Annotated in this window: 14 protein-coding genes and 1 pseudogene; 7 read left to right on the forward strand and 8 right to left on the reverse strand. The window is 36.5% G+C overall.

The genetic code is table 11. The annotated features are described in order from the left end of the window. Positions 1 to 28 precede the first annotated feature (28 nt). The 3 genes from ABIL69_01225 (at position 29) to ABIL69_01235 (ending at position 4,083) form a co-directional block, all read left to right on the forward strand. Positions 29 to 2,113, forward strand: coding sequence for a TonB family protein (locus ABIL69_01225; GenBank protein MEO0122613.1), 2,085 nt, complete (start codon positions 29 to 31; stop codon positions 2,111 to 2,113). 148 nt (positions 2,114 to 2,261) lie between these two features. Then, a complete protein-coding gene (locus tag ABIL69_01230; protein ID MEO0122614.1) occupies positions 2,262 to 3,350 on the forward strand; it encodes a T9SS type A sorting domain-containing protein in 1,089 nt (362 codons plus the stop codon). A gap of 10 nt (positions 3,351 to 3,360) precedes the next feature. Then, positions 3,361 to 4,083 (forward strand): ATP-binding protein, encoded by a 723-nt coding sequence (locus ABIL69_01235; GenBank protein ID MEO0122615.1) that lies wholly within the window; start codon positions 3,361 to 3,363, stop codon positions 4,081 to 4,083. 16 nt (positions 4,084 to 4,099) lie between these two features. On the opposite strand, the gene ABIL69_01240 is transcribed toward ABIL69_01235, so the two are convergent. Together ABIL69_01240 and ABIL69_01245 are read right to left on the reverse strand one after the other, a co-directional pair. Further along, on the reverse strand, positions 4,100 to 5,437 hold the full coding sequence (locus ABIL69_01240; protein ID MEO0122616.1) for a hypothetical protein: 1,338 nt from the start codon (positions 5,435 to 5,437) through the stop codon (positions 4,100 to 4,102). A gap of 129 nt (positions 5,438 to 5,566) precedes the next feature. Further along, positions 5,567 to 7,957, reverse strand: coding sequence for a TonB-dependent receptor (locus ABIL69_01245; protein ID MEO0122617.1), 2,391 nt, complete (start codon positions 7,955 to 7,957; stop codon positions 5,567 to 5,569). 218 nt (positions 7,958 to 8,175) lie between these two features. Between ABIL69_01245 and ABIL69_01250 the strand changes: the two genes are divergently transcribed. The 3 genes and pseudogenes from ABIL69_01250 to lipA all read left to right on the forward strand — a co-directional run bounded on the left by ABIL69_01250 (position 8,176) and on the right by lipA (position 10,626). Then, positions 8,176 to 8,757, forward strand: coding sequence for a hypothetical protein (locus ABIL69_01250; protein ID MEO0122618.1), 582 nt, complete (start codon positions 8,176 to 8,178; stop codon positions 8,755 to 8,757). Then, on the forward strand, positions 8,754 to 9,752 hold the full coding sequence (locus ABIL69_01255; GenBank protein MEO0122619.1) for a DUF2330 domain-containing protein: 999 nt from the start codon (positions 8,754 to 8,756) through the stop codon (positions 9,750 to 9,752). Before ABIL69_01250 ends, ABIL69_01255 begins: the two co-directional genes overlap by 4 nt. A 10-nt stretch (positions 9,753 to 9,762) precedes the next feature. Continuing rightward, positions 9,763 to 10,626, forward strand: a pseudogene (gene lipA, locus ABIL69_01260) (lipoyl synthase). 79 nt (positions 10,627 to 10,705) lie between these two features. Here the strand turns inward: lipA and ABIL69_01265 are convergent. The 6 genes from ABIL69_01265 to ABIL69_01290 all read right to left on the reverse strand — a co-directional run bounded on the left by ABIL69_01265 (position 10,706) and on the right by ABIL69_01290 (position 21,967). After that, complete coding sequence (locus ABIL69_01265) at positions 10,706 to 11,833, reverse strand: alkaline phosphatase (protein ID MEO0122620.1); 1,128 nt, start codon at positions 11,831 to 11,833, stop codon at positions 10,706 to 10,708. A gap of 241 nt (positions 11,834 to 12,074) precedes the next feature. Further along, a complete protein-coding gene (locus ABIL69_01270) occupies positions 12,075 to 14,216 on the reverse strand; it encodes a hypothetical protein (protein ID MEO0122621.1) in 2,142 nt (713 codons plus the stop codon). Between the two features lie 94 nt (positions 14,217 to 14,310). Continuing rightward, positions 14,311 to 15,210: a hypothetical protein gene (locus ABIL69_01275; GenBank protein ID MEO0122622.1), complete on the reverse strand. Its 900-nt coding sequence runs from the start codon at positions 15,208 to 15,210 to the stop codon at positions 14,311 to 14,313. Positions 15,211 to 15,509: 299 nt separating this feature from the next. Beyond that, positions 15,510 to 17,897: a helix-hairpin-helix domain-containing protein gene (locus ABIL69_01280; protein MEO0122623.1), complete on the reverse strand. Its 2,388-nt coding sequence runs from the start codon at positions 17,895 to 17,897 to the stop codon at positions 15,510 to 15,512. Further along, positions 17,897 to 18,685 (reverse strand): hypothetical protein, encoded by a 789-nt coding sequence (locus ABIL69_01285; GenBank protein ID MEO0122624.1) that lies wholly within the window; start codon positions 18,683 to 18,685, stop codon positions 17,897 to 17,899. Before ABIL69_01285 ends, ABIL69_01280 begins: the two co-directional genes overlap by 1 nt. 9 nt (positions 18,686 to 18,694) lie before the next feature. Beyond that, positions 18,695 to 21,967: an Ig-like domain-containing protein gene (locus ABIL69_01290; protein MEO0122625.1), complete on the reverse strand. Its 3,273-nt coding sequence runs from the start codon at positions 21,965 to 21,967 to the stop codon at positions 18,695 to 18,697. A 401-nt stretch (positions 21,968 to 22,368) separates the two neighbouring features. On the opposite strand from ABIL69_01290, the gene ABIL69_01295 reads away from it, so the two are divergent. Beyond that, the coding region (locus ABIL69_01295) for a GTP-binding protein (GenBank protein MEO0122626.1) at positions 22,369 to 22,469 on the forward strand (101 nt) is incomplete at its 3' end.

The following is a 22,469-nucleotide window of genomic DNA, read 5'->3' on the forward strand; positions in this document are numbered from 1 at the left end:
TAAAAGATAAATTAAAAAAGGGGGTAAAATGAAAAAATTATGGTTAATATTAATCGTCATTGGTCTGATTGTTTATTGTGCAAAAAAAGAAGAACCATTAAAGGGTGAGAAGGGTGGGACACTCGTCATCGGGACAACAGACATCCCTTCTGTTATTTCACCTCTACAACCCTCTGTTTTAGGTTCAAACGACATTCTTGAACTATTATTTATGAGACTCCACAGAATTGACCCGCATACTGGAAAGATGAAACCGGAATTGGCATCCTCATGGGAATTTTCAGAGGATTTGACCTCTATTACTTATTATCTTAGAAAGGATATAAAATGGTGGGATGGAGAACCGGTGACTGCTGAAGATGTCCTTTACACCTATGAAAAGATGCAGGATCCAAAAACAAATTATCCCTTCATTGCCTCTCTAAAATATATCAAAAAAGCAGAACTGGTAGATAAGTATACTATAAAATTCACATTCACCCAGGTCTATGCAAATCTCCTTACTGATTCAGATATAATGCCTGTACCCAAACATATTTATGAAAAATTCGGTGCAGAATTTGGTAAAACAAAGATCGTGGGCAACGGACCTTATAAAGTAAAAGAATGGATCCCCAATGCAGGTTTAACACTCACCGCCAACGAAAATTACTATCGTGGCAGACCACCTCTTGATGAAATTGTAATTAAATTTTACAACAATGTAGAAACAATGATTACTGACTTTGAGCAAGGTAATATAGATCTCGCCCTCAATCTAACACCGTCTGACGCTAAAAAATTCTCCAACAATAAAAATATAAATATTTTTTCTAAACCAGGAAATAGTTACATTTATATCGGCTGGAATCTGGAAAATGAATTTCTGAAGGATAAAGAAATACGCAAGGCATTGACAATGGCTATAAATAAAACCCAGATACTGAATGATGTTTTATTAGGAATGGGGCAGGTTTCACTCGGACCATTACCACAATCATCCTGGGCATTTAATGAGAATGTATCACCTGTAGAATTTAATCCTGCCAAGGCTAAAGATATTCTTTTAAATAAAGGCTTTGAAGATCGCAATCGCAATAAAATACTTGATAAAAACGGAAAAGACATTACCCTGACCATTATCACCAATGTTGAAAATCCGGAAAGAGTTCAAATTCTAAATTTTGTTGCCAACTATTTATCGCAACTTGGGATAAAAGTGAATGCGCAGACAATGGATGTGACTTCCTTCATTTCTGCACTCCTCAATCGTAAATATGATGGATTTATTATGGGTTGGAGTGTTGGTGATAAGATTGACCCAACATTATACTGGCATTCTGACCCCAACCGTGGAAAGTTTAATTTCGTGAATTATAGAAATCCAGCGGTAGATTCACTTATAGATATCGGCACTCTAATGTTGGATAGAAGAAAAGCAAAAGAAATCTGGGGTGAATTCCAAAAGAGAGTTTATGAAGACCAACCCTATACCTTCCTTGTGGTTCCCAATGAAATCGCTGCAAATTATAAAAGAGTAAAAGGTACAGATGAAGGTATCGCACTCGCCAGTGCCTATACCTACTGGATACCTGAAGCAGAAAGAAGAGTCACAATCGCTGCCAAAGTTACACCGACGACAACACCGACCACACCTACACCCACAACTACTTCTACAATAACTCCTGTAACACCTACTCCTGTAACACCTACTACTCCCACTCCTACCACCACCAAGAAAGAAGAAACCCCGAAACCAACACCTGCAGTTTCTCCGGAAAAACTCTTAGAAGCCGCTGCGGCTTCAAAAGAAACAACCGTGGTAGCCCCTCCTCCGCCACCGACAACACCACCAAAACCATCAGTAATAACAAGACCCGAGCCGATAAAAAAAGTTTTACCTAAATATCCTGATGCAGCAAGGGCAATAGGTGCTACTGGTAAGGTTGTAGTAAAAGTCGTTGTTGGTACAGATGGAAAAGTCAAATCGGCAACAATCTTTTCCAGTTTTGGCAATCCCGCCTGTGAAGATGCAGCAATTGCGGCAGCAAAACAATGGGAATTCAAACCAGCGACCAAAGACGGTGAACCATTTGAGCAGAGCATCCAGATACCGTTTGACTTTAAACCATAGGAGTCTAAATTTAAGTCTTGACAATAGAAAGAATATAAATATAATATACAATAGGAAGTGATAATGAGTGCATGTTCGGTGAAGATAGGGTTTGGGTTTTCCAGTATCCCAACCCAAAGACTATGTGCTACTTTAAACAAGGGGGTATATGAAAAAATTAATCGTGATATTTTTTGTTTTCTTGATTGCCTTTGCTGAATGGCAGCAGCGTGAAGAGTTAACACTGCCAAAAGGAATTCAAATTACTGATGTCAAAGTTGACATTGACGGCAGTGTATGGATTTTAACGAAATCTTCAATTTCACAGGTTGATTTCGCTAAGAAAAGTCTAAATCTTTTCTCTGAGATAAAAGAAGGCGAACTATTAGCGGTTTGCAACGAATATTTTTATATAATTGACAACTTCCATAAGCTCTTAACTCTCTCATCAGAAGGTGAAGCATCCGCCTCTTCACTAAACTTATTCAATCCCATTCAAATTGAAGCAGTGAAGGTGGGAAGAAAAAATATACTCGCCATTGCGGAACCCAATCGTATAATCTTTATTGATGGAAATGAAATAATAAATAATCTAATTGCTAATGTTGAAAAATTTTCTGTTGTCACAAAGATTAATGAAAAAACCGAATTCGTCATTTACTCAATGCATAATAATCAGATTTATACCTGGACTGCGAGCGATTTAAAGAATACGACAGGATTCAAAAATCGGCTGTTTTATAGTGCATCTGAAAAAATCATTGATTTTACGACCGGGATTGACGGGAAAAATTACATTTTGTTTAAAGACTCAATATTAATTTTAAAACCCAATGGAGAACCTGAAGATAAAATTCTAATGGAAAATATTACTCCTGATTCAAAGATTTATGCATATCCTAATGATAATAGTTTGCTTTTATTTAATCCGAACGAAAAAATATTAAAAATTCTATCCCGTCCTAAACAACAGAAAAGTGAAATTATGAGCTTAAATAAAAATCGACCGAATCCTGTTGACAATTATACTGAATTTGAATTTACCCTGAATGAACCAATGTATATCACATTTACAATTTATAACCTCATTGGGAAACCTGTTAAGGTGCTCGCAAGTGGTTTTTATAATAAAGGTACACATACCATACCCTGGCATGCAGATGATGAAAAGGGTGCACTCGTGCCCAATGGTGTATATTTTTACCGACTGGAAGCGAAAAAGGGTGTTTTGATAAAACAGTTGATTGTTTTAAGATAAAAATTTTTCTTTGGCGAACTTAAGCCGAATTATAAATCCTGCCCTCTCAAGCATCAATAAGGTAATCAAAAGATATAAAATTTTAGAAAAAAATTCTGGGTTAGTTGTTGGAGTTTCAGGTGGAAGTGATAGTCTTGTGCTTCTATACTTGCTCTGCGAATACAATGAAAAATTCAATCAAAACTACGAAATATATGCCTGTCATATTCGTCCCGACTTTCCTGATTGGAACACAGGATTCATTGAAAATTATTGTAAATGGTTGGAAATTCCCTGTAAGATTATAAACATCAAAATAGACAGCCGTTTGCAATCAGTTGAAAAAAAATGTTTTTTTTGCTCAAGACAGCGGCGACGTAAACTCCTTGAATATGCCGAATCTTTAAATATCTTCAAAGTAGCACTTGCTCATCACCTTGAAGATGTTGTAGAAACCTTTCTTTTAAATGTTATTTATAATGGCGAGATATCTACCATTGTTCCTTCTCAATCAGTAATCCAGGGTCGCTTTTCATTTGTCAGACCAATTTATTACCTTGATAAAAAAATTATTGACTCTATTGCTCGTGTATTAAATATCCCTGTAAACTTAAACAAATGTCCTTATTATCAAATTTCTAAAAGACAGAAAATCAGAAATTTCTTGAATGATATTTCAATTGAATATCCTGAAGTTTATAATAGTATATTCAATGGTATCATGAATATTAAAAGACCCTATCTGCCAGCTTAATTACTTCAACCAATTCTTAAAATCTGTATGTAACAAGAAAATTTTTAAACGGGATATTATTTTTGTAGCATAATCCAGCACCAATCAAATTTTCGGGATAGAAATTAAATTTTGAATGCTTGTCTGATTTGCCTGCCTTTATGAATGAGGCAGTGGCTAAAGTACCAATTATATCACCAGCAATGGCTCCTGTCCAGTAGACCTTTGGATTTTCATTGCCGGCAAGGAAAATCAATCCCGCACTTGCCAGTGAACCGGCGACGCCGCCTACTGCGATAATGTTTGCCTCGGATTCGCTGAAATCTTTGTTCTCTACAATCTTATATCCCAATATTGAACCAAGACCAAGTCCTGTAATACCGGCGGAAATATACATCTTACCAGAAACCCTGCCATGGCCATCGTCAAAATATGACAAAAGCACAGGCAATGAAGCCGCACCAACAATTCCGCAATTTCCAAAAATCAAATAATCTCCATCCGCCAAATTAACTTTTCTCGTAACTTCGGAGCCTAAGAAAATTCCTGCACCAATACCGAAGATTGAACTTGCTAAATAATGCCTATGGTTAAATGTCGGGTCAGACCAGTTATCAAACAGACTGATTAATCCTGCGCTACTGGCACCAACAAAATCACCGATAATCATAATTGTATTTCCCCTACCCATACTTAGATTAAACCTATTAACCGATTGAAAACCTGTATATTCACCAACCACACTGCCCGCAAGCGTAAATAAGGCACCGGTCCCCTCCAAAACATTCATATCAGCGATTGATGCTAAGGCACCAGCGATATAAAGCCCATTATAACCACCATACATGAACATATTGGCATGTGCCTTTGAAACATTGCAATTTTTTGTTAAAAGCAACGGAATAACAAACCCCGCAGAACTTGATAACATATAAACAGCAACACCCACCCGACTGTTATCAGGATTTACTGCCATTACTGATAATGGTGCCTGGATACAATAGGCAAAGACAAACGAACCCCCTAAAAACTCTCCGTAACCGGTGCGGTCTAAAATAACTGTTGGTATTTCTTTTTCCCGTAATGAGACAATCTCCTTCTGGATTTGTATAATCTGGTCTGCCTGAACATTTACTTTTTCGCGAATGATAATACCGTCTTTCTTAGAATATATCTCAATAATATAAGAAGAATCGGGTTGCAGAAATAATAATGCCTTTTGCAATGCAGGGTAATTTTTGAAAAATTCGAGTTTCTGGGCAAATACACTATCAATCTCATATATCTTTGCCTCAACATCAAATGGCACTTGTTTCTCATAAAAAGTTACATTTAAATCAACCTGCGTTAAGAAAAAGAGTACAATAAGTTCCATATTCACCTCATCTTATTTTAACCATTATCGTGTTAATGTCAAGCAATGCACAATCAATTTTCGTTCGGTATTGAATTAATTTTTTGTTTTTTGCAACAGAATTTTTCGTTTTTTCTTACTGCACTAATTTCAATAGAGTTCTAAACCTAACCCCAACCTGATGCGGAATGGATTCGCATAATGGAGTGGATTTGTAAAATAATCATACCTTGCCTTCAAATATTCATCGCGCATTTCCACCGGTGTGATGAGTCCATCATGGTTATGGTCGCTTTGTGGAGAATAATATGAACTTGAAATTGAAAGCCAGCCAAACTGACCAATTGGTGGCTCAGGGTCTCCATGGTCATCCGGTTTTCCCGTGGTTGGATAAACATAAACAATCTGCTTTGTATTAAAAAGATTGTTTATCAGCAAGTTGAAAGACAAACAGACAGGGCCAATCTTAAATTTTTTTAGATATTTCATATCCACATTATTATTTGCCGGCATGCGCGCCGAATTTATATCACCAACGGGTCGTCCTCTTAAATCCTCTGGTGTATAAGGCAATCCCGAATAAAAAGAGTAGAAAAGAGAAAATGTAGAATTATTCAGAAGGGCATGGAAGTCCTTCGGAATATTAAAAATTAAAAAACTCTTTAAACTATGCCGGCAATCATAATTTAACGGATGATATTTCTTTTCATAATTGATTGGTTCACCAGTTATTGGGTCATTTCCTTCGTAGTAATAGTAATAATAATTATAATCATAAACCGGCATCTGTTCGGTAAATTGGAGGTTATAACTCAATCCGATGGACAACCACTGACCGAATAATTTTTCAAGATTCATCTCCCATCCTTTGGCCTCTGCCTTATCTATGTAGGTAAATGTATATGTATATAAGTAGTTCCACGGATAATAATTATAATACTCCACTTTTTGAATGTACAAATCAACCATATATTTTTGATAGAGGTTACTTGTTATCAATATATTGGATATAGGATTCAATCTGCAACCCATTTCAAAAATTCTTGTCTTTGCCGGTTCACACCTTCCGGTATATCCTGCGGGTTCATAATGGAATTCACCACCATTAAAGAAAATATCTAATTTTTTGGTTACCGGTAATACCAATCCTATTCTTGGTGAGATGAAGTTCTTTTTTAGTGTAAAAACAGTATCATCACCCGGCAACTCAAATTCCAAAGGTTGATAAAGCCCGTAATTAAAATGGCTATATCTTATTCCCGCACAAATACCAATCCTTTCTGTTATCCATTTATCTTCAAGATAGACTGATATTGCACTCGGGGTGCGTTCATAGTAATTCCATAAAGATTGGGTAAACCAGGGCAATGGATTACTGTAATAATTGAATTCATTCCAGGCAAAATCCATTCCCCATTTGATTTCATTTTGATTACCAGTAAAATATTTCATTTTTAAAAATAATTGCTGAACCGTTGAATTACAATAACACCATGCAGGATAGTCGCCATAGGTGTAAAAAATTTCCCTAACACCATAGGGATTATAACGCAGCGATTTTTCACTGCGCTTATCCCCTTCTTGGTGATATTTTGTTAAACTATCGCGAATGACAACAGATGGAGATAGTTGATTATTCTTTAAATACGCGATAAGATGTTCTGCCTTCAGGCGATAATCATTATACCATTGATAACCATTATTCTCTTCCCATTCATAATCACGATTACCAAATACACTATCAACCATTGTTATGAGATACTTTATTGATGATACCATTTTCTTACCCAGCAAGAAATCACCGGTAATAATTATTGATTTTCCCTTTTCCCGGACCATTGGTTTTTGCAGAAAATACTTATAAGCATTGGCGCCAATGATATTGGGATGCCAGAGAATTCTCTGGTCACGGAATGTATAACCCTGCACAGAAAGACTATTGCCACCATTACCCGAATAGGTCAAACCAACCAAACCATTATAACAGTTACCGGATGAAAAAACCCGGTAAAATCCGGGTGATGATACATCGGTGTAGACCGCATTTCCAGAAAGGAAATAGCATAAGTTATCCTTTATCCTACCCTGACCATCTATACCATATTGGTTGTATCCAAAGTTCAGCCTTTCAAAAGGGACAAAATCATCCGTCAGATATTCTACATTCATTGACTTTTTCTTTAATTTCTTCGTCTTAATATGTATAATCCCACCAAACCCAGCACCATATTCCGCAGAAAACCCCGATTTCTGGATTTCAATCTTTTCAATCGCATTTAAATTTATATATTCAGGTTCGGCAAAGGAAACACCATCAAGATAATACGCAATTTCGCTCTCACCAATGCTTCCACGCAGATGGAAGGTTTTGTAATCTCGGTTCACACCCGGGACAAGCATCAAAAGTTCTCCAAGATTACTTACTGGTAGATTCTTAATTTGATCAGCATTAATCACATACACATTAGTGAAGACAGAGTCATAAGTGTTATATGGATTTTGGAAAAATAATATAATTACAGTAAAATAAGTGTAACCCATAATACTCCCTTCTATACACAATAAGTATACAAAAAATTTCTTTTCAGTCAAGCATGTATCCTGAGGTCAATCCTATTGAACAATTGTAGTAGAAAATGATATTACATATCCCTTATAGATAGAGGATAGCAAGCCTCCCCCTTGAAGCGGGAGGTAGTAGTAAGGACTCACGGTTTAAAACTGTTGACAAAATTGAATATGTAATTATAATTATCAGTATGATAATCTATTTACTTTTTGCTCAATTTCTCAATCCTTATATTTCGGCAAACATTCTTGCCACAGATGATTATACCGATGACTACTTTACTACAATTTATCAGATTGGAATTGAAAATGATTTTTATAAAAAAACATTTGGCGGCGGGATTTATGTTGATTATTTTTATAAAAAAGATTATCCTTTTGCTGACCCTTACTTCATAAAATCAGGTATCCCTGTGGTAATCAATGCCGGTGGTGTAGGATTGCAAGTTAAATATTTTGGCATCGGTTATATTGAATTTGGAGTTAAATTTGGTTATTATATCGGTAATCTTTCATATCCCATTCTTGGAGATAGTGGTACTGTAATAAAAGTAGTAGATAAAAGAAATTCTTTGGGTATGAGTGTGGGGACCAATATAATGCATAATTTTGGCAGAATAAGGACGGGCATAAAATTCTGGATAAATTTTATCAATTTTGAGTCAATAGGTGAACGACCTCCCTGGCATTATACATCTTCGCCTGAGTATGTTTCACTTAGTAGTGTTGGATTTGGTATTATTTTAGGACCAAATAAAAGGAATAAAGAATGAAGCAATTATTTTTAATATTGATAATTTCAACCATTCTCTGGGCTGATGGGGGTATCATACCACCCATCAATAAAGAAATCTACGGGCAAGACCAGGTTGCAATAATAAAGGTTTTACCGGATTCAGAAGAATTATCAATACTGGTTAAGGTTGCCTGGGCAACTGACTACAATGGCTTTGCCTGGGTTGTGCCTTTTCCATCCCTGCCTTCGGTAAGCGAAATAAATGATAGTCTATTCATAAATTTATCTATGCTCAGTTCAATTCAAAAAAATTACGGCGGATGCGGAGGTCCTTATTATGGCGAAGGTGGTTATTATTATGGCGACGATTATTTCAAAATTATTGAATTCAAAACTATCGGTTTCTTACAGACGGTTTTGATACAGACTAACAATCCTGATACACTTGTAAACTGGCTTACAAACAACGGATATTCACTGCCCGATGGAATGCGCAATATGTTTCAGGATTATATAAATCGTAACTGGCAGTATTTCCTTATTGCCCGTGCTGATACAAATTATAATTATTATGGGATTAATATCGGTGTTTGTTTTAAATTTGCCACGGACACAATTGTCTATCCGATGAAGATTTCTTCACTCACTTCCGCCAATTACACGGCTCTTTATCTCTATGTAATTGGCCAACACAAAATGTTTTTTGATAATGCTGAACTTTTATATGCCAATAGAATTTCAAAGGATGAACTTGAAAATATTGAAAAGGACTTTCCGGTGCTCTTTGATTATATCAAAGAAGGTGATTATATCACCAAACTCCGTCGGACCTATGATTATCCGAGTGCTATGAACTCAGATATCGTTATTTACCAATCACCTGACGACACTGAATTTAGAAAAGAAGAAAAGCCCTACTGGTATATGGGTTTTGCCAACAGTATATTTTTGCCGATGATGGTCATACTTCTTTATATCGGCTATAAAAGAATAAGAAGAAAAACCGTCTACAAACAAAAACCCGCTCAATAAATCAAATACTTTAAAAATGAACTTACTTAAAAAACCCGACTGGTTAAAGGTCAAACTTCCTTCGGGTAATGAATTTAAAGAAGTTTTTGAAACCCTAAAAAAGTATAATCTTTCAACTGTCTGCCAGGAGGCACGTTGTCCCAATATTGGCGAATGCTGGGCAAAAAAGAGTGCAACAATTATGATTCTGGGAAAAATCTGCACCCGTGCCTGCAGATTCTGTGCAGTCACTACTGGTAATCCAAAAGGATATTTAGACCCTGCAGAACCGGAAAATGTTGCGGAGGTGATAAAAAAATTCGGGTTGCGTTATGTGGTAATAACTTCAGTTGACCGCGATGACCTTAAAGATTTAGGAAGCGGTCATTATGCCCGCACAATTGAAGCAACAAAAGAAAAAAATCCGGAAACCAAGGTTGAGGTGCTGATCCCGGATTTCAACTGCAAAGCAGAACTTTTGAAAAAAATAATTGACGCTAAACCATTCATCATTGGACACAATCTGGAGACTGTAAAAAGACTAACACCTTATGTAAGAGATAGACGATGTAGTTATGAAGGTTCATTGAATGTATTAAAGATAGTGAAAGACCTAAATTCTAAAGCAATTACCAAAAGCGGCTTCATGCTTGGTCTGGGTGAAGAAGAAAATGAAATCATTGAAACACTAAGGGATTTAAAAAATGCCCAGGTTGATATCGTAACGATTGGGCAATATCTACAGCCCACGCGCCGGCACATTGCAGTCAAAAAATATTACACGCCCGCAGAATTCAGCAAATTTAAAAAAATCGGCGAAGAAATTGGAATAAAATATATGATCAGTGGGCCTCTTGTCCGCTCCTCATACCACGCCTCAGAAATAATTTTTTAAATAAATGAAATTAACGAATAAAATTATATTTTATTTTTATTAATACTAAGATAGAATGGTATGGTTTATGAATAAAGAATTAATTTCTTTGGGGAAATTTATCAATCTTGATTATTTCCGCAAGGATATGCGGTATTTCATTATTCTCATGGACTCCTGTAAAGTTCATTGCCTTAGGTCCAAAGGCAAACAGCGGAATCATCAAGGCAGTATGATCTGAACTCAACCAGCTGCATTTTATTTCATCACCCCTAAGTGTGCCTCCAATTATTCCCAGACCACCTGTCTCATGGTCGGCGGTCACGATGACGATGGTATGCGAATCTTTCAGTGCAAAATCAAGCCCCACCTTTACTGCCTCATCAAAGAGTAAGACCTGATCAATCATCCTATCGATTTGATTTCCATGACATTCCCAGTCAATTTGACTCCCCTCAATCATCAAAAAGAACCCATCAGGGTCTTTACTGAGGCTCTCTATTGCCTTTTTTGTCATCTCCGCAAGTGTCGGTTCAGTTAAATCATTTCTCATATGCTCCATCTGAAAGAGCCCGAGTATATAACTACCATCGGCTTTCAGCAATTGCCTTTTATCTTCCACAAAAAAATAATCCAGTCTTTTTGCTTCTCTAATAAGATCCCGCTCATCCTTTCTTTTACTCCCTTTGACTTTTCTGGGCAGAAAGAATGCCTTGCCACCACCAAGTAGTACATTCACTTTATTATAGATTAATTGTTCAGCAATCTCAGATTCATCTCCACGACTTAATACATGTGCAGCAAATGTCGCAGGTGTAGCATGGGTAATTGATGAAGTCACAACCAAGCCCGTTGATTTTCCTATCTTCTGACACACTTCAAGGATTGTGCGATAAGCATTGCCCGCAGAATCAACACCAATTGCGCCGATTTTGGTCTTTATACCCGATGCCAGGGCTGTTCCACCAGCCCCAGAATCAGTTATCAATTTGTCAATCGCACAGGTATTAACCAGTCCCGTCACCGGCATCAGTTCCATATTTAATCTACCCAGGGCGCCCTTGCTCTTTATCCTTGCGGCCTGAATCTGGGCAATACCCATCCCATCGCCAATGAAAAAGATAATATTTTTGACTTGAAGTTCGGAGGGCAGTAGCGGTAGGCGAGAAATTTCCTGCCCGAATATCAAACAGAAAATTATTGTCACAAAAAATATTTTTCTTATCATTATAAGCTCCTTTTTGATGGTTTAATTATAACCACATTTTTCTCACTGTCAATTTTAATTGCAAAATAGAGCGGAACAATATTATTCTATGGTAAATTCTATTGATGTTTAATAAAAATCCAAAGGTAAGAAAAAAAGAGTTCGACTGTTCAATTTCTTAATAGACAATCTTATATCCTCAAATCCTTTATAGAGTAACCATTTGATTAAAAATTAAAATATGGCAACAACATTGAATATATTACTCAATCTTATTTCTAAGTTTAATCAATTTTGCTTTACCCAGTAATTTCCGACCAGAATAAATATGCAAATAATAAGTCCCTTCAGACAACTCCGCTATTTTTTGATCCTGGATTACTAATGTCTCAGTGCATTTGAAATGAGATTTAAATACCAGTGCACCCAGGGCATTGTAAAGTTTCAATGTAAGACCACTCTTTACAAATCTAAAATATTTTATTTCTATCTTATTATTAAAAAATGTTGGTACATAAAACAATTTTCTATTTTTATCGCTAATAGTCTCAGGACCGATAAGAATGAATCCAGAACGTGGATTAATTGTAATCACTGCACCTGAATCATAATAGTTATTATTATGGTCAAAATAACTTTGTTCTAATACATACTGGTACGCGTTCAATGTATCAAGATTTAGTAAAACCACCCCATTATTATAATTGCGTTTCAGAAAAACGAATCCTTTTGACGAATCTTGCATGGCAACCACTTGATATGAATTAGTTGGGTGACCGATAGGGAGATAATAATAAGTCGGATATATCGTACAACTATAGTGGCAATACTTACCACCCGAAGTATCATGCATAAGTACATACACATTCTCTCCATTGACCATATAAAAAGCTGCGGCGGTGTATAATATTTGTTGGTCATTAACCACACCCGCAAGTAGAACATATTTTTTCTGTGGATTTTGTGTGATTATCTTTATCCAGTCATAAGTAGTTTTAGGGGATACCCATTTACCGGCTCCGAATTCACATGAAACAGTAAATGAACAACGCATGATGTAATCAACATAATTTTTGTAACTATCAAACAAATCGGCAGATAATCCAGCAAAAAATGGAATTTCGGGTAATCTATTTTTTAACATTTGCGTAAATTCATAATGTTTTTGCTTTCTAATTGTGTTCGTTTCATAATCTGGGGAACCATCAGGGACCATACTAATTGGATGCAGAAAGTTATCAAAATAATATCCGGTAGGTTTGTAGATGGTATAAACGCTATCGTATAACCATCTCAGGTTTTTATAAAAGATATTCCTAACATATTCGCCATCACTCCCATAACGAACATAATCTTCCCGGGAAAAACTTGTATCATTAAAAGGCCAGATATGAGACACAACTCTACCAAGTGAATCTCTGATGAAACCCCAATTAAGTGAATCCTTAATATAACTATGAGGATAAAAATCCCCACCGCCGAGATAAGTAATCCGCCATATAGTATCTTGTCCGCTATTGGTTACGGTATATCTGATGTAGGCAGCACTGGTCATAACATAATGAAAAAGTTCAGCTTCTGGTTTAACTAACCCAAAGCGAAAGAACGCTAATTTATCTCCTCTAAATAAGTCGTGTTTCGCGATCGCGGTTATCCAATCCGGCGCTTCACTTCGAAAACTGACTAATTTAAAATTTGCCTTTGGTAAAATCGGCAATGTTCGAAAACTACCATTCTGGGTACGGGCATACATCCGCAGATTATCTACCCACAATTTAACTGAATTACTACCGTTCTTGTTGACGATCAAATCTATAATCGGTCGTACCCGCCAGATTGTATCACTAAGATATATCTGAACAGGGACTGTAATCCAATCGGTATTGCCATCAAAAGTACAAAACGTAGTATATGTTGAATTTATCTGAATTCTCAGTCGATAGCTTACATTTTGAACACTATCGGCTTTAAGGCATATAAGGATTAGCAGGCTATCTCCTGTAGGAAAGTTTGTTCCAATTCCAAAAGTTCTATAGGTTGTGGTGTCAATATAAGGAAAACTCAAAGTTATTGTCCGGTCTTTGGTATCTGAAGCACTACGCTTAAAACAGACACATTGAGACCCGGCGCCACTCATCTTGTTATTACGGTCAACGAATGTTTTCAGATATGGCTTAAGTGTATCATTGGCAGAGAGACTGATTCCAGCAGCCAATAGGATTTCTGGCCATAAAGTATCTCTTGGTACCGGTTTGTGATTAAAATAATAATTTTCGTACATCTCCATCTCGCCGTAGCCCGCAGTGTAATTTAGAGGTTCGGCAAAGGAGGATATTATCATAAGAAGCAATAAAATTTTTATCTGCATCAATCTTATGAAAATGAACAATCTTTTTTCATTCATATCTCCTCCCTGTTTTTGATCCTTTTGACATAATTGTATTTATAATTTGAAAAAACATTAATCTAACTCACAATTTATACAACACACTTTTTGGTCAGTACCCCAATTCTTTATTCTCTAATATCTTTATCCTTGCCTCAGTTCTCCTCAGATATTCCTGTGCCTTGGTATGATTTGGGTCGTATTTAAGAACTTCTTTAAAAATTTTCAATGCCTCTTTGTATTCGGTATTGATAAATCTTTCAACTCCCGCCCTATAAAGCGCTTCTATCTCCTCAGGAGTTTTGGATTTCTTCACTAAATTTTCTGGACTGGTTGTAGTCTTAGGCATGTTTTTTGTGACCAATAAAGAATCCATCAGTTTCATACGATTCAATGCCTCGGTCTGGGTGGAGTCATATTCCGCAATCTTACGATAATAATAAAAGGCTTCTGCGTACCTTGCTGAATCTTCATTTGTCCGCGCCAGTGCCATTATACTATCAAGCCATTTTCTCTCCATAGAATAAAAATTCTGCAATACTTTGTCGTCAATTTTTAATCCGTATTTGGCGAAATTTTGAAGTTCGGTTAAAACCTGCTTTGCCTGCGGTATTTCCATATTTTTCAACAGATAATTAAAAGAATCAAGGCGGGTATGGAATTTATGATAATGCTCCGTTATCCTTTTTCTATCTGATAATTTAACCATTTCAAAGATAAAATTATTGTTCGTGGCAGAAACCGTAAACTGTCTTTGCAAAACTTCATAATCAGGGGCTTCAAGAATAATATCGTATTTGCCCGGTGGTAATGAAAGATAAAAAGCGCTCCGCCTGGTAGTGAAAGACTTATTTAGATTTTCAAATCTTACCTGAACATATGGGATTGGTTCTTTCGTCAGTGAGTCGCAAATTGTACATTGAACATTAATATTATCCTGTGTCTTCTGGGCATAAAGAGCTACATTAAATACTATTATTAAAATTATAAGTTTTGTAATTTTAATCACCATAGCGAATTATACAAACATCAAACAAAATGTCAAGGGCTCGTTTTTGAATCAAAAATAATCTTAACCCCACGCATCAAAACACGCCAAAGATAATTTTTACACACAATTAAGATAGCGACGATTAAACCAACACGTGTAGAATGTAGAGATTTGCCCCCCATTTGTGTCCGTTTGAAAAATAATTCTTTAATTGAACTTATATAATGATCTTTTGTTAAGTGATGAATGGGTGACTTTTATTTTTTAAACCATAACGCCTATATCTTTAGGTATTTAGGAATTCAGAAATTTTTGTTTTTTTAAAACAAATAATCTATTTGTAGGTTTATGCGAATGCTATTTTCGTGGTTTACAAAATCATCTACCCTGACACCGGGTAAATCTGGATAGTATAAATCAGGGTTGTTGAATAATCCATTGTGTTCAATAAAAGTCTCTTTCTTACGAAATTTAAATTTGGTCAATAGATTTCCGATTTTCTGAGATGCAACAATATAATATTTTATTCCCCTATCTGAGAGAAAATCTATACCCGTATCTTCAAATATCCATTGGCTCATTCCATCGGTCTTCCACAAAGCCAATCCACCTTCAACCGAAAATCCAGTTAAAAAATTATGTTCATATGAAAGATTCAAAAATCCACCACTCAGTTCCATATCTTCATTTTCTGAGGCGGTCATATAGACATTACCATTCCGGTATTCTATCCCGAGATTATCAAAATTAGAAAGATAAAACAATACACGGATTGAGGTTTCAAGGGTATAAGAAAGCGTTGGTTGGATTATCCTCGGCAGATATTTTCTGATATATTTTTCCGAATACCTTATCCTAACCGGAAAAATCGGCTGGAATTCAAACTCAAAATATCCTCTTAGATTGTTTAAATTATGGCACACATTCTCAAATAAATCCAGATACGCACGGGTCAAGGTAATATTTCTGGTCAGTTGATAACGGGTCTCAAAGAATATGCCTTTTTCTGGTTTTGGTGTTGGGTCGTCATACATAGAAATAAATTCGGGATTCACAAGTGCATAAGGTCTTTCAAATGGTGTATCTTCAAACCTCCGGTATTCGGAAAAACCACGATTAAAAGGATTATCATAATCTGGACTGAAATATCTGTATAAAACATTGAGATAAAAATAATCATACTGGAGCCTTGATTTGAAAACATAGGCAACTGATTTATTCGCCATCGTATCTCTCTGTATTACATATTCTCCAGATACATAGATATTTTTAAAAGGAACTGAGAATTCGCTACCATAATAATATCTTCTTGAACTCTTTGACAGTTGTGTTATCTCCGGATAGAACCAGGGGTCATATTTGTCAAGTGGTATATCAATCCATTTCGGGTCAGGGTTTATTTTATCCTCAGGATAATCGAGAACCATTCCTTCCAGTGCGATATATGTGCCAGGATTGATCTTTTCCAAAGGCGAGATTCTCAGATTCACACCAGCAACCTGCTCATTCAATTGATTCTTGAGATAATCAAAATCATAGAAATTAAAGATACTGCGCCAGACCGTGCCATCAGGGTTTGAGATTGCATCACGCTGGGCAGTGGAGTAAAAAAACGAAGGTTTGATATTCCCTGCATTCTTCGGTAATGGTAGAAAAAAACTCCCGGCAGTGCCAGTAAATACATAATTCTTCGCTTCTGTCAAATCACCATAAATACCTGTTGACCTTGAAAAGACCCGCGCCCGATATTCATCTGTATTATCAACCATTATCCCTTCACCCCAGACAACCCGAAAATTGCCCAGATAAAATCTATAAATCGGTCCGACATCACCGAGTCCAATATATCCTTTAGTGAAATCTTTATTCGGTTGATGAATAATTCCCAGTCTCAATTTCTTTTCATAATTTCCCTTCAATCTTAATGAATATTCTGGCTCGGCTTTAAGTTGTTTTAATAAGATAACCGAAGTATCGATCTGTTTTCTCAATCCTTCACACGCATCATCCTGCCATCCATAATAATTTTTTAAATTCAATATTGTATTATCAAGTTCTAATTTTGCCTGTTCAAGATAAGAAATTCTGGTGGCGATATTCTCATCACCTTCACCAGTATCAAGGCGATTATTATTTTCAATCTTAATTCTTGCTGTACCATGAAATTTTTTATCAATCGTATCGGTATATTGGACATATCTTCTCAGTGAGACATAACTATAATAACTCAATCCACTCACCCTTCTCAAATCGCGCGACGATTTTATCTCCTTTTGTGAAATTGTTTTCAAAGCTGCCTGGGCATCTATCGGTGTCATACGGTCAATAAGAATTAAATCATCATAACGGGCTTTATTGATATTGAATGGCGAAAATAACAGATCTTCCCATTCATCAATCGCACTCTTTGAAGGCGGTTCCTCACTCGCAAGTTTCTTCTGTTCAGCAATGATTGAACCCCATTCAACCCTTGGTGGAAAAGGAACTGCAATCTTTACCAGCGACTTTATCTTCTCAAATTTCTCAGGATCCATCCCGGGCACATTGAGCAATTCGTATACCGATCTAAAAGGACCATAAATCTGACGATGATTATAAATAATCTGGGCAAGAGCAGAATCCAAGGGCAATCTGTATATTTCTTCAAGTTTTGCCCTATTAAGGTCAATCTGGTTGTTTGTAAAAATAAGAAAAATGAAAAGCATCATTAAAATTCAAAATTTATTGAAACAATGTGATTCAAAGGAAGGTCAACAAAATACTCACACGCATAATCAATCTTTATGTTTTTATAATCTATACCCAATCCTGCTGATAAGGAATTGGGATTGGTTTTAAAACCAGTCCTTAAATTCAAAAAGTCCATAATTGAAAATTGGCCTGCAGTATGCAATCTTATATTTCTGTCCGAGATTGACAAATCAATTTCTGAAGTAATATCCTCAAACGGCTTGTATCCAATGCCTGCCTGGAAAGATGCTGGCAACGTGCCCAAATACGAAATTCCAAATTGGGGTTGATTGAGATTATGCCCGTACACACCAAGAAACCATTTTTTTGATAAGGTGCCAAGCATACCAAAATTAAAACCATAGGATATGCCAGTCCCTGTCCTATTGTTCTGTATCATATATAGGTCAAAAGATGCACCTACATAAAAATCTTTGTTCAAACCCAAACCATATCCTGCTGTGATGGCCTGTTCTTTCTGTTCTTCAAAACCAAACTGGCTAATGCCAATGCCCAGACCACCATAAAATAATGGTCTTGCAAAACCAAAGAATATATTTTGTAATCCTTCAATATGAGAAAATGTATACTCATAACCTGCATTTATGTTATTTTTGTTTAATAAAGCAAGTGCGGCAGGATTTATTCTCAATGCATCAACACCCTGAACTGTAGCAACACACGCAAAAGATAAAGATTGGTTATATGCCGATACCTGATAGCGTTCAAATGCCTGGAAAAGACATATAGTCAATATAATTTCCAATCATCCTCCTTAAAACTCGGTTCCAATCACAACCAGGGTCCTTTTGAATATTGTTTTGCCTTTCAGGGACTTTGCCTTAAGATTCAATAGATAAATCCCAACCTTTAGCTGTCTTCTTAAATCATCCTTGCCATCCCAGTAAATCTCTTGCGGACCACCTGCACCATCGTATAATTCCCTGACCATCCTGCCTGACATATCATATACCCTGAGATTCAGCGTATAATCAAGTGGTGAATTTATCTTCAAATGCAATTGTTCACCTTTTGCTGGCAAAAAAGTCTTTGGTCCAATGATTTCAATCAAAGGCTCACTGCTTGCTGAGTCATAATCAGGTGATTTTATATCATCAGGAAATCTTAGTAATAGTTGGTAACCGGTTGTGTAGGGCAATTCAGGGTCATATTGTCCCACAATCCCGGTAAATATCTTTATCTCGCCTTTGATTATCGTAGCAGGACTGATACCACTACCTGTTGTAAATCTAACTGCAATGCCACAATCGCCGCTCATAACTTCAAAGTTATAACCATCACCGGTCTGATACGGGGTTGATTTAATAACCCCTCTTATTCTTATCAAACTACCTTCCATTGATTCTGTCAAAAAACGATTTGGCTCAAGGAATTTTGGTAATGGGACTGTATCCATACCAAGAAACCAGGCGTAACCATTGGCAATTTCAGTGAGTCCATTATATTCGGTAACCTTTCCTAAGACCCTAAACCTTGCTCCTAAAGAATCAATATATCTACCAAACAGGGAATCACCCTGGGGATTATAAACATTTATTCCCCCGGTATTATCCTGTATATAGAAACTTGGATTGCCCGAGGAAAATACATAATTCGGTCCGGTGATAACCCCTTCAACAACCACCATACTATCAACATATTTTGATGATACACCATCACCTCCCGGGGTCTGACAGAGCATAATCGTCTTCAATGCAGGCATAATGAATAAATGTGAAAAATCCGATGTATCCCTGGGCAATATTTCATAACCATCATTGGGAATTGAACTTGTCGTATACTGGCTTTTTATGCCAACAAGGGTAAATGTATCAATTGGTGCTAAATGCCCCGGAAGATTTGTTCCTGCATTGATATAAACCTTAAAAGGAATATTTGCCATATCATAGGCAGTATAAGATGTTGCCGAAAGAAGGAAACCACCAAAATAAGAAACACGAATTTTAACCAGAGCGCCTTCATATACCTCAGTATTGGCAATATTACCATTTATCTCAAAAGGAGCTGGAATTACACATCCCTGTTTTAATACCTGGTATGTAAAATTTGTTAGCTCATTCTTACCCCGATATTGAGCGACCCTGCCCGTTGCGATGATACTATCTCCGTAATTTAATGGAATCGGGAAATTAGTTGTGTATAAACAAACCCCACCGGTGTTATCCTGGATATATGCCTCCCGACTTGAGAATAATCCATTAGGAACGGTCACAACACCACATATTGTTACTGTGGAATCAAGGAGGTCGGGAATAAAATTTGAATCCAGGTCTTTGAATGCGACCGAAATAGGCCAGACATATTCAATCCCATTATTTCTGCCCGGAGTTGGGAATGCATTATTTATCCAGGTATTACTACCATTAGGCAATCGGGCAATAGAAAAATCAGGAATGACATTATTGCCTGGATATCCTTTTTTATCAATCAATCTATTAAGATTATCATAAAAATATAATGTATCGCCTGTATTATCTAAATTAACCCAGTTTCCAGTCCAGTTTGTAGTCTGCAATGTATCACCGTCTCCACTTATTAAGAGTGCCTCACCGCTTGCGTATAAAAGTAGATAACCATTGGCAGGGATTGAAAAACTCGGGATATTCAAAGTATGGGAACCGACAAAATCCCTTATTTTATAACTGGAAAGATTTACATTATAAATTGCTTTATTGAAAACCTCAATAAATTCTTCATCAAGGTCATTATAATTACCATTATTGTTGTGGTCAAACGTCTGCGGGTCAGGCAAGAATTCATTTAATACAAGAAGGGTTTCTATCGGCGTCTGGGTTGTGCAGGAAGGAACATTTGAAATCAAAGACCAGTTTGAGTCTTCGTCAGCAGTTTTCAAGGCAAAATAATAGCGGGTACCAGGTGCAAGACCGTAAACAATAAAAGAGTCTATCTGTCCGGCATTTGAAGGCGGTGGTTCTCCTGTACATTCACTGGCTGAATAAAAATTACTCTCTGTTATAAGGAAATTCGCAAACCTTATATCATAATAACTTGCCCGACCTGAATTTCCATCATCCCCCGGCGCGGTCCAGCGCAATTTCGCATAATTTATTCCTATATCCGTTATTGCAAGATTATTTACCGGTGCGGGTGGGATTGTGTCGGGTGCAAGGGCTGTCAGAAAATAGAAATAGTAATTACCACCAGGAATGCCATTATTATCGCCATCCAGTCTATTACCAAATAGATCTCTAATTGTATCGTATACCCAGACACTGATTGTCTCACCAAAATCAAAATTATTATCTGGATTGAACTGAACCACAAAATTTAAGGTATCATAGGCCAGAGTGCCCGAGTGGAACCCTGATGAACTCCCTGCAATATTGAATGCAGAGGGAATTATCGTTGCAGGATTTATCGGCTCATTAAAATAGACTAAAATATTTGAACCAACTCCAATATTCGTATCACCATTTGCCGGATAGGTATTTAAAATAACGGGTGGAATCGTATCAATATAATAAGAAATAACTTTGACTGAATCAAGCCAGAAATTACAATTTGATGTGCCTAAAGAGCCATTTGGCTTATCCTCAAATCTAAAACGCAATCTTGCATTTGCAAAAGTATCATAACTGGCAAGGCTGAGCCGGGCAATCTGCCAAACATTGGTATCAGCAGATACATCTATCTTCAATAAACTCCACCAATTTACATCGTTATTTGTTATTTCTATATAAATGGTATCATCCGCACCCATATTATTATTTGGGAGCGAAAATCTATACCAGAAATAAAGACTCTCAGAACCATTATAGGCAGTCAAGTCCATCACTGGAGTCAATAATATTGACCAGCCAGTCCTCAAAGTATCTGAGGTATCATAAACACGCTGTCTAACATGATAGGAATCAGGAATAGCAGTGCCGTATGTAAAGCGGTACCAGGTGGTCATATTCGCCCCTGATTTTAAAGTATCCCAGGCTGGAGGGGGGAATTGGGAGTTGGTAAAACTCTCAATCAAAACCGGGCTCTGGTTGAATAAGAAAAATAATAGAAGAACCACTATTTATTATATTTTTAATCCAACAAAAGTCAAGCACTTAAGTGTTTGAATCCTCTTTACTGCTTTTCTCCCCCTTGAACGAGGAGGAAGATATTTATTCTTTCGGTTATTCACAATCTACTCAAATTTCAGTCTACTGCAAATATCGAAAATCCGCTATCTTTGTCAAATAATGTTAATTTGAGTTCTATAAATTGGAGAGAACACAGGTGATAAGATGCTTGACTTAAGACAAATTTTGGTTATAATATATGTACTTATAATTAAGGGTTTTCTATGTAAGCCGGGTTTAAGGTAAAAACCATAGTGCATTTTTCTCTTGACTTTTTTCAAAAGTTAAATATAATTAAAGTTTAGATTATTTTCTATATATTAATATAAAGGGAAAAGGAGGATTTTTTATGGCAAAGGCAAAGTTTGAGCGAACCAAGCCGCATGTGAATATCGGGACGATCGGTCATGTTGACCATGGCAAGACGGCATTGACTGCGGCAATAACCAA

The organism is candidate division WOR-3 bacterium (genome assembly GCA_039802005.1).
Lineage (GTDB): Bacteria > Hydrothermota > Tepidihabitantia > SM23-42 > JAOAFX01 > JAOAFX01.

Excerpts from the sequence above, each read along its gene's own strand:
- ABIL69_01225 (MEO0122613.1), top strand. The coding sequence starts at position 29 with ATGAAAAAATTATGGTTAATATTAATCGTCATTGGTCTGATTGTTTAT.
- ABIL69_01230 (MEO0122614.1), top strand. The coding sequence starts at position 2,262 with ATGAAAAAATTAATCGTGATATTTTTTGTTTTCTTGATTGCCTTTGCT.
- ABIL69_01240 (MEO0122616.1), bottom strand. The coding sequence starts at position 5,437 with ATGGAACTTATTGTACTCTTTTTCTTAACGCAGGTTGATTTAAATGTA.
- ABIL69_01245 (MEO0122617.1), bottom strand. The coding sequence starts at position 7,957 with ATGGGTTACACTTATTTTACTGTAATTATATTATTTTTCCAAAATCCA.
- ABIL69_01250 (MEO0122618.1), top strand. The coding sequence starts at position 8,176 with ATGATAATCTATTTACTTTTTGCTCAATTTCTCAATCCTTATATTTCG.
- ABIL69_01255 (MEO0122619.1), top strand. The coding sequence starts at position 8,754 with ATGAAGCAATTATTTTTAATATTGATAATTTCAACCATTCTCTGGGCT.
- ABIL69_01265 (MEO0122620.1), bottom strand. The coding sequence starts at position 11,833 with ATGATAAGAAAAATATTTTTTGTGACAATAATTTTCTGTTTGATATTC.
- ABIL69_01270 (MEO0122621.1), bottom strand. The coding sequence starts at position 14,216 with ATGAATGAAAAAAGATTGTTCATTTTCATAAGATTGATGCAGATAAAA.
- ABIL69_01275 (MEO0122622.1), bottom strand. The coding sequence starts at position 15,210 with ATGGTGATTAAAATTACAAAACTTATAATTTTAATAATAGTATTTAAT.
- ABIL69_01280 (MEO0122623.1), bottom strand. The coding sequence starts at position 17,897 with ATGATGCTTTTCATTTTTCTTATTTTTACAAACAACCAGATTGACCTT.